The sequence below is a fragment of the Sphingobium sp. JAI105 genome (genome assembly GCF_015752145.1).
Taxonomy (GTDB): Bacteria; Pseudomonadota; Alphaproteobacteria; order Sphingomonadales; family Sphingomonadaceae; genus Sphingobium; species Sphingobium xenophagum.
Genome location: NZ_JADOUC010000001.1, coordinates 3,481,590 through 3,493,921 on the forward strand (window position 1 = coordinate 3,481,590; position 12,332 = coordinate 3,493,921).

General features: G+C 63.0%; 9 protein-coding genes. 6 read left to right on the forward strand and 3 right to left on the reverse strand.

The features are described from left to right. Positions 1-45 precede the first annotated feature (45 nt). Together IWY39_RS16945 and IWY39_RS16950 are read right to left on the reverse strand one after the other, a co-directional pair. On the reverse strand, positions 46-2,223 hold the full coding sequence (locus IWY39_RS16945) for a 3-hydroxyacyl-CoA dehydrogenase NAD-binding domain-containing protein (RefSeq protein WP_107123673.1): 2,178 nt from the start codon (positions 2,221-2,223) through the stop codon (positions 46-48). 118 nt (positions 2,224-2,341) lie between these two features. Beyond that, on the reverse strand, positions 2,342-3,550 hold the full coding sequence (locus IWY39_RS16950) for an acetyl-CoA C-acetyltransferase (RefSeq protein ID WP_107123672.1): 1,209 nt from the start codon (positions 3,548-3,550) through the stop codon (positions 2,342-2,344). Between the two features lie 181 nt (positions 3,551-3,731). Here IWY39_RS16950 and IWY39_RS16955 point away from each other — a divergent pair, with 181 nt between their 5' ends. Then, on the forward strand, positions 3,732-5,393 hold the full coding sequence (locus IWY39_RS16955; RefSeq protein ID WP_017182029.1) for an MFS transporter: 1,662 nt from the start codon (positions 3,732-3,734) through the stop codon (positions 5,391-5,393). On the opposite strand, the gene IWY39_RS16960 is transcribed toward IWY39_RS16955, so the two are convergent. After that, positions 5,394-5,993, reverse strand: coding sequence for a nucleotidyltransferase family protein (locus tag IWY39_RS16960; RefSeq protein ID WP_107123671.1), 600 nt, complete (start codon positions 5,991-5,993; stop codon positions 5,394-5,396). Positions 5,994-6,151: 158 nt separating this feature from the next. Here IWY39_RS16960 and folE point away from each other — a divergent pair, with 158 nt between their 5' ends. From folE to IWY39_RS16985, 5 genes are all read left to right on the forward strand, one after another. Continuing rightward, positions 6,152-6,757: a GTP cyclohydrolase I FolE gene (gene folE / locus IWY39_RS16965; protein WP_107123670.1), complete on the forward strand. Its 606-nt coding sequence runs from the start codon at positions 6,152-6,154 to the stop codon at positions 6,755-6,757. Further along, positions 6,754-7,590 carry an SDR family oxidoreductase gene (locus IWY39_RS16970; RefSeq protein WP_107123669.1) on the forward strand — a complete coding sequence of 279 codons (837 nt, stop codon included), beginning with the start codon at positions 6,754-6,756 and terminating at the stop codon, positions 7,588-7,590. The genes folE and IWY39_RS16970 overlap by 4 nt, the downstream gene beginning before the upstream one ends. Before the next feature lie 85 nt (positions 7,591-7,675). Continuing rightward, entirely contained in the window at positions 7,676-8,452 is a 777-nt protein-coding gene (locus IWY39_RS16975) for an enoyl-CoA hydratase-related protein (protein WP_017182033.1), read from the forward strand. 229 nt (positions 8,453-8,681) lie between these two features. Continuing rightward, positions 8,682-11,057 (forward strand): TonB-dependent receptor, encoded by a 2,376-nt coding sequence (locus IWY39_RS16980; protein ID WP_107123668.1) that lies wholly within the window; start codon positions 8,682-8,684, stop codon positions 11,055-11,057. After that, positions 11,057-12,280, forward strand: a complete 1,224-nt coding sequence (locus IWY39_RS16985) for a dipeptidase (RefSeq protein ID WP_107123667.1) — start codon at positions 11,057-11,059, stop codon at positions 12,278-12,280. The genes IWY39_RS16980 and IWY39_RS16985 overlap by 1 nt, the downstream gene beginning before the upstream one ends. Positions 12,281-12,332: the final 52 nt, after the last annotated feature.

Genomic DNA, 12,332 nt, shown 5'->3' on the forward strand with positions numbered 1-12,332 from the left:
GTCATGGGGAGACCTAAACGAGCGACGCTACGATTTACAGTCTTTTCATGCCGCAGCGCGGGATGGCGCGGGGCGGTAGAATGTGCTGCCGGTGGACGCCATCTCGCGCAGTTGCGCGGTGGGCGCGAAGCGATTCCCATGGGTCGCGGCCAGCCGGTCCAGCACCGCAACGACATGGGCGATGCCGACCGTGTCCATATGAGCGAAGGGACCGCCGGTGTAAGGGGCAAAGCCCCAGCCGAAGATCGCGCCAATGTCGCCATCTTCAGGCGTTTCCAGCACGCCTTCCTCGAAACAGCGGGCGCATTCGACCAGTTGGCGATAGAGAAGGCGCTCCTTGACCGCCTCGACATCCGGCTGATCGTCGGCACGGGGGAACAGGTCGGCGATACCGGGCCAGAGTGCTTTCTTGCCATTTTCGGGATAGTCATACCATCCCTTGGCATTTTTGCGGCCCAGGCGATCCAGTTCCACCATCTGCGTCATGACATCGTCGGAACGTTGCGCGACATAGGCGTCGCCCAGTTCCTTCTTGGCCGCCGTCATCACCTTATAACCCAGTTCGATCGACACTTCGTCGCTGACCGCGAGCGGGCCAACGGGCATGCCCAATTGCTTGCCCGCATTTTCGATCAGCGCGGGATTGATCCCTTCGGCCACCAGTTCCGCACCTTCCTGCACATAGGTGCCGAAGCAGCGCGAGGTATAGAAACCGCGCGAGTCATTGACGACGATCGGCGTTTTCTTGATCTGGGCGACGAAATCGAGCGCCTTGGCAATGGCGGCGGGGCCAGTCTGCTTGCCCAGGATGATTTCGACCAGCGGCATTTTTTCGACCGGCGAGAAGAAATGGACGCCGATGAAATTTTCCGGCTTGGACCATGCGCCCGCCAGCTTGGTGATCGGCAGGGTGGAGGTGTTGGACCCGAAGATGACGTCTGGGCCAAGCACAGCCTCAACCTGCTTCGTGACTTCAGCCTTGATCGCAACATCCTCGAACACCGCCTCGATCACAAAGTCCGCGCCTGCCAGGTCGGCATAGGTTGCGGTCGGCGTGACGCGGGCCAGAGTGGCGGCCAGCTTTTCCGGCGTCATCCCCTTGCCAAGCCGTTTGGACAGGACGGATTCGACATGCGCCTTGCCCTTTTGCGCATAGGCGATGTCGCGGTCGAACAGGATGACCTCCATCCCTGCCTGCGCGGCGACGGTGGCAATCCCTGCACCCATCATGCCCGCGCCCAGCATGGCGAGCTTCATTGTCGGGGCCTTGGGCTGGTCCTTGGGGCGGCGCGCGCCGCGTTCGGCGGCCTGCTTGTTGACGAACAGGCTGCGGATCATGTTGCCGGCCTGCGGATCGGCTGCGACCCTGGCGAAATATTTGCTTTCGACGCGGATCGCGCGGTCGAAGGGCAGGATCGCCCCTTCATAGACCGCCGACAGCAAGGCGATGGGCGCATTCATGTTACGCTGGGTCTGCTTGAGCGTCATCGGCAGCGCGCCCACCATGGTCTGCACGAAGGCGGGGTTGAACCCGCCCGCACCGCCGGGAAATTTGAAACCCTTGACGTCCCATGGCTGGCTCGCGGCGTTGGGGTTGGCCTTGACCCATTCGCGCGCGGTTTCCAGCGCCGTGCCCTGCGGCACGACCTGATCTACGGCTTTCAGCATCGCCGCTTCGGCGGGGCGGAACAGCTTGCCTTGCAGCATGTACATGAGCGCAGCCTGCACGCCGATGAGGCGTGGCAAACGCTGCGACCCGCCGCCGCCGGGGAACAGGCCGATCAGGATTTCAGGCAGGCCAAGCTGGGTCTTGGGACTGTCGCCGACGATCCGGCGGTGGCAGGCGAGGGCGAGTTCAAAGCCGCCGCCCACGCAGGTGCCTTCAATCGCGCAGGCAATGGGCTTGCCACAGGTTTCGAGGCGGCGGAACAACTGGTTGAGAACGAACACCTGATCGAAGATCGCAGCGGGCTGCGGGCGGCTGCCATCGCTGGTGGCAAGCATCGAGCCGAAATATTTAAGGTCCATGCCGGCCATGAAGCCGCTATCCTTGCCCGACGCGATCACGGCGCCCTTGATCGCGTCGTCCGACGCGATGCGGGTGATCGCGGCGTCCAGATCGGCGATGAAATCCGGGCCGATGACGTTCATCGACTGGTCGGGCACGTCGATCATCAAGGTGGCGATGCCGTCGGCGTCGGTGCTGATAGTGATGCTGTTCATTTTGATCTCCTCTCCCCCGTTCGCCCTGAGCCGGTCTAAGGGCTCGCCTGAGCGGAGCGAAGGCATCTCACTGCGTTCGATGGTGGGCTTCGACGTCGCTCAGCCCGAACGGAAATAGCTAGATACGTTCGATGATGATGCCGGTGCCCATGCCTGCGCCAACGCACAGGTTGATGAGCGCGGTGCCCTTGCCCGACCGTTCCAGTTCGTCGAGCGCGGTCCCCAGTACCATGGCGCCAGTCGCACCGAGCGGATGACCCATGGCGATCGCGCCGCCATTGACGTTGATCTGGTCATGGTCGAGCTTCATCGCCTGCATGTAGCGCAGCACGACGCTGGCAAAGGCTTCGTTGAGTTCCCACAGGTCGATGTCGGCGGCAGTCATGCCCGCGCGCGACAGCAGCTTGCCTGCGACAAATTCCGGCCCTGTCAGCATGATGAGCGGTTCCGAACCGATCGAGGCCATGGCGCGGATGCGGGCGCGGGGCTTCAGGCCATATTTGTCGCCAATATCCTTGCCACCGACCAGGACGGCGGCGGCGCCATCGACGATGCCGCTGCTGTTGCCGGCATGGTGAATATGGTTGACCCGTTCCAGTTCGGGATAGCGCAGCAGGGCGACGGTGTCGAAGCCGGGCATCTCCTCCCCAAGCGCCGTGAAGCTGGGTTTCAGCGCGCCCAGGGACTGCATCGTGGCGTCGGGGCGCATATGTTCGTCATGGTCGAGCACGATCTGGCCGATCACGTCGCGTACGGGGACGATCGATTTGGCAAAGCGGCCTTCGTCCCACGCCATCTTGGCGCGCTTCTGGCTTTCCACGGCATAGGCGTCGGCATCGTCGCGGCTGATGCCGAACTTGGTGGCTATGACGTCCGCGCCGATGCCTTGGGGCGCGAAATAGGTCTTGTAGGCGACTGCGGGGTCCATCGCGATTGCGCCGCCGTCAGATGCCATCGGCACGCGGCTCATCGATTCGACGCCACCGCCGATGGCGAAGAGCGCTTCGCCCGACATGACCTTGGCCGCCGCGATGTTCACGGCCTCAAGGCCCGACGCGCAGAATCGGTTGACCTGCACGCCCGGCGTTGTCTGCGCATAGTCGGCGTTCAGCACGGCGGTGCGCGCAATGTCCGCGCCCTGTTCGCCCACTGGCGTCACGCAGCCCAGAATCACATCGTCGACATCGGCGGTATCGATGGAGTTGCGGTCACGGATCGCTTCCAGCGTCTGCGTCGCCAACTGGATCGGGGTGATTTCGTGCAGCGACCCGTCGGGCTTGCCTCGACCACGGGGCGTCCTGACGGCGTCATAAATATAGGCTTCCATAAGATTTTCCCTCTCCGTGGGTCACCCTTGCCGGGGGCATCGGATACGCACCTGAATGTATTTACGTTTACGTAAAGTGCAAGCAAGAAATGCAGTTTTTGCGTGGCGTGGCTCTGACGTAGGGGCAGGGGCCAAAGACTGACGGGTTTGACCGCTGGACGATATTCCGCTTCATGGGCATGTGCCCGATGTTGATTCCCCCAAAGCCCCGTCGCCGCTTTCCATTCCCATTTTTCGTGCGATCTGGACGGCCAGTCTGGTGTCGAATTTTGGCGGGTTGATCCAGTCTGTCGGCGCGGCATGGATGATGACGTCGCTTTCGGCTTCCCCGTTGCTGATCGCGCTGGTTCCGGCGGCGACGACACTGCCGATCATGCTGCTGTCGCTATGGGCGGGGGCGGTTGCGGACAATCTGGACCGGCGCATGGTGATGATCGGTTGCCAATTGGCGATGCTGATCGTGTCGGCTGCGCTGGCAATCACGGCCTGGGCGGGGATGATTACGCCATGGCTGCTGCTGGCCTTCACCTTTGCGCTGGGCTGCGCCACAGCGATCAACGGCCCGGCCTGGCAGGCATCGGTGGGCGATATGGTCCCGCGCGCAATCCTGCCGAGCGCGGTGGCGATGAACAGCATGGGGTTCAACCTGGCGCGCAGCGTCGGCCCGGCGCTGGGCGGGGTCATCGTCGCGACCGCAGGCGCCGCAGCCGCATTCCTGACCAATGCGCTGACCTATATCGCGCTGCTGGCGGTGCTGTTCCGCTGGCGGCCGGACCTGCCAGCCAAGCTGTTGCCGCGCGAGCGGCTGGGCGTCGCGATGCGCGCAGGCGTGCGCTATGTGGCGATGTCGCCCAAAATCCAGCTGGTGCTGCTGCGCGCGGGCGTGTTCGGCATCGGCGCGAGTGCGGTGTCGGCGCTGATGCCGCTGGTCGCGCGCAACATATTGGGCGGCGGGGCGCTGACATTCGGCGTGACGAGCGGCGCTTTCGGCATCGGCGCCGTGATTGGCGCGCTGTCGACGCGCCGACTGCGGACGCGCTATTCCGTCGAAACCATCGTGCGAACAGCGGCGCTGACGCTGGCGCTTGGAACCGCGATCACCGGCGCGAGCGGCTGGCTGGCGCTGGCCTTGCTGGGCTATCTCCTCGCCGGGTTCGGCTGGGTGACGGCGCTGGCGACGTTCAACGTGTCGGTGCAGATGTCCGCGCCGCGCTGGGTGGTGGCGCGCGCGGTGTCGCTCTATCAGATGACCGCCTTTGGCGGCATGGCGATCGGCGCCTGGCTGTTTGGCTGGCTCGCCGAGTCTCATGGCGTGGTCGAAGCGCTCTATGCGTCGGCGGCGGCCCAGTTTGTCGCGGCGATGCTGGGCCTTGTCTGGCGCTTGCCACAGACGGGCGATGACAATCTGGACCTGCAAAACAGCTGGCGTGAACCCGATACCGCCGTGCCGGTCGAACCGCGTAGCGGGCCAGTGGTCGTGACGATCGAATATCGCATTCCGGCGGGGTCGATCGTCCCCTTTCTGGCGGCGATGAGCGAGCGGCGACGGATCAGGCGGCGTGACGGCGCGCATGGCTGGTCGCTGATGCGCGATCTTGGCGATCCGGAACTATGGCTGGAACGCTATCATGTGTCGACCTGGCTGGACTATGTGCGCCATAACCAGCGGCGCACCGTGGCCGATATTGCCAATAGCGACGCGATCTGGGCGCTGCACACCGGCCCGATCCCGCCAGTGGTTCACCGGATGCTGGAACGGCAGACCGGATCGCTGCCGATCAGCCGCGCGCCCGATCCGCGCGAAATGGGCGATGCGATGACGGACCCGACGCGATCGAGCTGATCAATCGGAGGGTGCCGGTCGCCAGCCGGGCAAGTCGTCCGGCGTGTCGATGTCATGCAGCACATTGCCGGTGGTTTCGATCTGAAGCCCGTGGCTGAGCAGCGCCCGCGCCCCTTGATCGCCCTTGAGCGCCAGCAATTCGGGGAAATGCTTGCGGCCTATGAAAGCGGGCGGGGAGGAGGAGAAGCCGTCGGTGCTGGCGACGACCGATCTTATGTCCTCCGCTGCCAGGCAGATGCGGTTATAGTGGGTCTGGGGCACTTCGGGCATATCGGCCAGGCAGATAAGGATGCCGCGAATGCGGTTCACCGGCATGACATGCTCGACCGCGCGCACGATGCTGCCCGAAATGCCGTCTTCGGGACGATCGTTGACGATGATGGTGTAGCCGCGCCGGTCAAGCTTGCGATGCAGGACGGGGGCGACCTCTATCGGACGGACGACGGCGATCAGTTCGGCAAACGCCATCGAAGCTACGGTTTCAAGCGTGTGGGCGGCGAGCGGCTTGCCGCGCAGCTCCGCCATCAGCTTGTCCTCCTCACCAAAACGCGATGATGTGCCGGCCGCCAACAGGACAGCTGCGATCCGTTCAGTACGCATGAGACGAAACAATGATTGGCATATTATGTGTGGCGACCTTCTGTTTTTGTCCGATTTGCCACCGCCGCGATCTTGTGTCCACCACCGTCAAAGGGTCTGGTCATCGGCGGGGCTAGTCGCCATATGCGGGGCCGATACGATAAGGAGTGGCCCTGTTCATGGCATGTGATCCCGATGCGGAGATGGTTGGCGAAGGCAAGGAGCCGGTTCCGGCAGAGGTTTCGGAAGCGATCCGCACGCTGATCCGCTGGTCGGGCGATGCGCCCGAACGCGAAGGGTTGATCGAGACGCCTGAACGTGTGGCGCGGGCCTGGCGCGAATATTGCCGGGGCTATCATGACGATCCCGCCTATCATCTCTCGCGCATTTTCCATGAGGTGGGCGGATATGACGATGTCGTGTTGTTGAAGGACATTCCGTTTCAGTCGCATTGCGAACATCATATGGCGCCGATCGTGGGGAAGGCGCATATCGCCTATCTGCCGGGCGACTATGTGGTCGGCATTTCCAAGCTGGCCCGCGTGCTGCATGCCTTTGCCAATCGCTTGCAGGTGCAGGAGCGGCTGACGTCCGAAGTGGCCAATTGCATCTGGGAGCATCTGAAGCCCCAGGGCGTGGCCGTCGTGATCGAGGCGACCCATGGTTGCATGACCGGTCGCGGGGTCAGGACGCCCAATGTCATCATGAAAACCAGTCGGATGCTGGGCATATTCCGCGATGATGAAAAGTCGCGCGAGGAAGTGCTGAAACTCATCTCGTCATGATCGAGGAGGACGTCCCCTATCGCCCATTGGGCAGCGCGCGCGGTCAGGGCGAGGCGGGTGCCCTGCCGATCGCGAACAAAAGGCTGGCGCTGGTGACCGGCGGCCATCGGCGTCTGGGCGGGATCATTGCCGGGGCGCTGGCCAGGGCGGGCCATTCGCTGGCGATCCATGGCAGCCATGATACGCGGCTCGATTCGCATCTGGCGCTGACGCTGGAGGAGGAGGGGACGCAGTGGGAAGGCTTTGTCGTCGATTTCGCCGACCCTGAAAATGCCGAGGAACTGATCGCACAGGTCGCGGCGCGCTTTGGCCGCCCGCCCGACATCCTCGTCAATAGCGCTGCGCTGTTCGGGCAGGACCGGCTGGACGATGTGACGGCCGAGGATCTGATGCGCCATTATGCGGTCAATTGCGCCGCGCCGGCCATGCTGACAAAGGCATTCGCAACCGTCCCGGCCGGATCGGGCGACAGGTGCATCATCAATATATTGGATCAGCGGATCGACCATCCCCATGGCGACCAGCTGGCCTATACATTGTCCAAACTGGCGCTGGCGGGTCTGACCCGGACGACCGCTAGCAGTCTGGCCCCGCAGGTGCGGGTCAATGCGGTGGCGCCGGGGCTGACGATCGCGACGCCCGACTATGATGCGGATCAGATGGCGCGGCTGGAGCATATGATGCCGCTGGGTCGCCTGCCGCAGGCGGAGCAGATCGCGCAGGCGGTCCTCTATCTGGTCGACGCCAGTGCGGTGACGGGGCAGACGCTATATGTCGATGGCGGCGCGCATATGCGCAGCTACGACCGGGACTTCATGCATCTGTGCCGATAGGTGCGGCGCAAATGCGGCGGAGTAGGGGCTGGCGGTCGACGCGCGTCGACCATAGAGCCTGTCCAAAGGCATAAGGGAGACGGCGATGACCTATGAGACGATTTTGGTGGAACAGCGCGACGCGGTAACGCTGATCACGCTCAACCGCCCGCAGGCACTGAATGCGCTGAACGGACAGGTGTTGACGGACCTGAGCGCCGCCTTTGCCGCCTATGACGCTGACCCGACCCAGCATTGTGCGGTCCTGACCGGCAGCGAAAAGGCGTTTGCGGCGGGCGCGGACATCAAGGAAATGGTCGAAAAGGAGGCGGCCGATTTCTTCCTGCAGGATTTCTTTTCCGGCTGGCAGACCGGCGTGGTTGCGACGCGCAAGCCGTGGATCGCGGCTGTGGCCGGTTTCGCGCTGGGTGGCGGATGCGAACTGGCGATGATGGCGGACTTCATCATTGCGGCGGACACGGCGAAATTCGGCCAGCCCGAAATCAAGCTGGGCGTCGCGCCGGGCATGGGCGGGTCGCAGCGCCTGACCCGCGCGGTTGGCAAGGCCAAGGCGATGGAAATGTGCCTGACCGGGCGCATGATGGGCGCGGAAGAAGCCGAGCGGTCCGGGCTTGTCAGCCGTGTTGTGGCCGCCGCTGATCTGCTGGACGATGCGCTCAAGACGGCCGCTGCGATTGCCGCGATGCCGCCGATGGCCGCGATGGTGAACAAGGAAATGGTCAATATCGCGTTCGAAACCGGCCTTGCCCAGGGGCTGCTGACCGAACGGCGCATGTTCCAGATATTGACGGCGACGCAGGACAAGAAGGAAGGCATGACCGCCTTTGTCGAAAAGCGGCCGGGCGTCTGGAAAGGGCGCTAAGCGTTCCGGGTACGGCGGTCTCCTGCGAAGGCGGGAGACCAGTCGGCCCGCTCAACTGGGTTCCGCCTGCAGGGGACCATGGCGGTTCATAGTCTGCTGACAAATTCGCATCGGCCCATGGAGGGGTTTTCCGGCATTCTCGTTTCACTTGGAAACGGAACAACAGACATGGAGAGGTGTGGCGCGGCGCGCCGCCCTGAAAGGCTCATAATATGCAGGGAGCCTCTTCATGTCCGACCTATTTTCCGCCCGCCTGTCCATTCGCGCGCTGCTGCTCGCCTGCGCGGCGGGCACACTGACGCCGGTGGCCTTCGCGCAGGAACCGGCCGCCGACGACGAAATGAACATCACCGTCACTGGCCGCCGCATTTCGCAATCGTCCGAAGCGATTGGCGAAGATAAGGTCAGCAATGTCGTGGCGGTGACGCGGGAGGCGCTGCTGTCGGCCCCTTCGGGCATTTCGGGCCTCAAAATGCTGGAGCAGTTGCCCGGTTTCAACGTCCAGACCGACGGCGCTCTGGGCCTGTATGAATTTGGTAACAGCGTGCAGACCCGCGCCTTCAACCTCGACCAGATCGGCTTTGTGGTCGATGGCATTCCGACCGGGCGCAGCGACGCCTTTGGCGGCAGCCCGGTATTCCGGTACGTCGACAATGAAAATCTGGGCGTGGTGGAAGCCGCGATCGGCGCGGGCGATGTCAGCCTGCCCAGCTATTCGACGCTGGGCCCGGTCATCCAGTATAACAGCATCGCGCCACAGGAAGAGATGGGCCTGTTCGTGTCGCAAAGCTTTGGCGATCAGGATCTGCGCCGCACCTTCATTCGCGCGAGCACAGGGCGGGTCGGGCCGTTTACGGCCTATGTCAGCCGCACCAAGCTGGACACGGAATTGTGGCGCGGTCCCGGCACGGTCGATCGCGAGCATTGGGAAGGGCAGATTCACGCGGACCTGGGGGGCGACAGCTGGGCGCGGTTCAAATTCGTGTCGAACGACTTTTTCGATTATGACTCGCCCACGATCAGCCGGGCGCAATATAATTGCACGGTCCGGAATGCGCTGGGCCAGTGCGGCCGGAATTTTGCGCTGATCGAAAATGTGCCCAACACAACGCCCGGCTTTGCGCCATTGGCGACCGCGCCCGGCGTCTATTATTCGAACGCCGCCTATACCGCTGTCTATAATCTGGCGATCAACGTACGGAAGGACAAGCTGTATGGCGCGACCTTCCATGCCGGGATTGCCGAGGGCGTCTGGGCGGAATCCACCCTCTATTGGGAGGATAAGGACGGCTATGGCGTGTCGCCCGACGGCTATGCCAACTCGCTGGGCCGCTACACGCCGCAGGCGCAGGCGGGGCTGCCCGTGGTCGCGCCCAAGGGCGTGCAATATGGCCTGTCGGGCGTGGGCGGCGACCGGTACGGCATTACCAGCAAGCTGCATTGGGAGATGGGCGCCAACACGGTCGAGGCGGGCGTGTGGGCCGAAGTCGATAAATATCACCGGACGCAGGCACGGTATAACACGGTTGGCGGCGCGCCCGATGGCGCACCCAATCTGGATGAACTGGTCTATCTGCGCCGCGATTATCGGACCAAGCGCGATACGCTTCAGATCTTCCTGAAGGATACGCTCAAGCTGGCGGATGATCGTTTCATCATCGATGTCGGCTTCAAGGGGCTGAACCTGGACTATGTCCATAACGGCTATCGCGAATTTGACGATTTTTATCGCGTCGTCGGCGGGGTTGGCGTGCCGGGCTATGGTCCGCAGATCAACACGGCGCACTATAGCGATTTCTTCCTGCCGATGGCGGGGCTGCTCTACAAATTTGACGAGCGCACGCAGCTCTTTGCCTCCTACGCTGAAAATATGGCGCTGCCCAAGGGGCTGGACGACATCTATTCGGTCATCCGCCCCGGCGGCGGGCTGGTGCCGCAGCCTGCGCCCGAACGATCCAAGAATATGGAACTGGGCATCCGCACCAACCAGGGACAGCTTTATGCGTCGCTGGCGGCATTCTACACCAAATTTGACAATCGCATCCAGTCGATCACCAGCCTGATACCGGGCGGTGGGCTGGCGACCGAAACCTTCTTCCAGAATGTCGGCCGGGTCCGTTCCTATGGCGTGGAATTTGCCGGAACCTACAAGCCGTCCTTCCTGAACGGACTGGCCTATGGCAATCTGAACGTCACCTATAACAATGCCAAGTTCAAGGATGACGTGCCCGCGGCGACGCCGATCCTGATCGCCGACAAATATATCCCCGACAGCGCCAAATGGATCGTCAGCGGCGGCGTGACAGTGGAGCCGGCGAGCTGGCTGGTGGCCAATATTTCGGGAAAATATACGTCCAGGCGCTGGTCGACCTTCACCAACTCGCCCGGTTCCAGCGTGCCGGGGTTCACCGTGTTCAGCGCTTATGTCGATATTGGCGACGGCATCAGCTTCGGTCCGGTCAAGGGGATAAAGGTGCGCGCCAATGTCGACAATCTGTTCGACAAGGATACGCTGTCCTATATTTCGCCGGTGGTGACGGGCGACGGCTTCTTCCGACCGCTGTCGCCGCGCACGTTCCAGCTGACCATTTCGGGTGAAATCTGATGCGGAGGACTTTGGTGATGGGGGCAGCGCTGGCGGCGCTGCTTGCAGGTCCGGCGTCGGCGCAGGCGGTGCCCAAGAAGGTCCAGCAATTGCACCAGAAATTACTGACGCTCGACAGTCATATGGACACGCCTGCCTCTCTGGACCTGCCGGGTTGGTCGATCGAAGAGGAGCATGATGTTCATCTGGATTATACCCAGGTCGATCTGCCGCGCATGAAGAAGGGCGGGCTGGATGGCGGTTTCTGGGCGATCTATACGAGCCAGGGACCGCTGACGGTCGAGGGCTTCCACAAGGCCCGCGATTTTGCGATCCTGCGGGGCATGTCGATCCGCCAGATGGTGGCGGCGGACCCGGCCAATTTTGCGCTGGCGCTGGAAGCCAAGGACGCAGCGCCGATCGCGGCTGCGGGCAAGCGGGTCGTCTATATGTCGATCGAAAACGCCTATCCGCTGGGCGAGGATGTGTCGCTGCTTCAGACATTTTACGACATGGGCGTGCGGGTGGTGGGCTTTGCCCATTTCGCGCACAACCAGTTTGCCGACAGTTCGACCGACCCGTCGAAAAAGCCGCGTTATGGCGGGCTTAGTCCGCTGGGCAAGGAATTGCTCAAGGAGATGAACCGGCTGGGCGTGGTGCCCGATGCGTCGCATAGCTCAGACCAGGTATTGGACGATCTGCTGGCGCTATCGACCACGCCGGTGCTGCTCACCCATTCGGGGTGCAAGGCGATTTATGACCATCCGCGCAATATTGACGATGATCATCTCAAGGCGCTGGCGGCGAAGGGCGGCGTCATTCAGATGAACGCCTATGGAAGCTATCTGAAAGCATCCAAACCCGACCCGGAGCGGCAGAAGGCGATGGGCGCGCTATTCGCGTCGCTGCGCGAGGGTGGGACGATAACGGCCGAGAAGCGCGCCGAACTGCTGGCCAGGCGGCAGGAGATCGACCGGCTCTACCCGGAGACCGACCGGGCGACCTTCGACGATTTCATGACGCATATGCTGCACGCGCTGAAGGTCGTGGGGCCGGACCATGTCGGGATCGGCGCGGACTGGGACGGCGGTGGCGGCGTGGTCGGGATGGAGGATGTGGTCGACCTGCCCAAGATCACTGACGCGCTGCTGAAGGCGGGCTATAGCGAGGCGGACGTCCAGAAAATCTGGTCGGGCAATGTGCTTCGCGTGCTGGCGGCGGCGGAGGCCGGGAAGGAGAAGTAGATACTGCCCCGTCATCCTGACGAAAGTCAGGATCCAGGGCGCAAGACTCAGC

Bases quoted from the DNA above. Each gene is read 5' to 3' on its own strand.
- IWY39_RS16960 (WP_107123671.1), bottom strand. From the start codon at position 5,993: ATGCGTACTGAACGGATCGCAGCTGTCCTGTTGGCGGCCGGCACATCA.
- IWY39_RS16975 (WP_017182033.1), top strand. From the start codon at position 7,676: ATGACCTATGAGACGATTTTGGTGGAACAGCGCGACGCGGTAACGCTG.
- folE (WP_107123670.1), top strand. From the start codon at position 6,152: ATGGCATGTGATCCCGATGCGGAGATGGTTGGCGAAGGCAAGGAGCCG.
- IWY39_RS16985 (WP_107123667.1), top strand. From the start codon at position 11,057: ATGCGGAGGACTTTGGTGATGGGGGCAGCGCTGGCGGCGCTGCTTGCA.
- IWY39_RS16980 (WP_107123668.1), top strand. From the start codon at position 8,682: ATGTCCGACCTATTTTCCGCCCGCCTGTCCATTCGCGCGCTGCTGCTC.
- IWY39_RS16950 (WP_107123672.1), bottom strand. From the start codon at position 3,550: ATGGAAGCCTATATTTATGACGCCGTCAGGACGCCCCGTGGTCGAGGC.
- IWY39_RS16970 (WP_107123669.1), top strand. From the start codon at position 6,754: ATGATCGAGGAGGACGTCCCCTATCGCCCATTGGGCAGCGCGCGCGGT.
- IWY39_RS16945 (WP_107123673.1), bottom strand. From the start codon at position 2,223: ATGAACAGCATCACTATCAGCACCGACGCCGACGGCATCGCCACCTTG.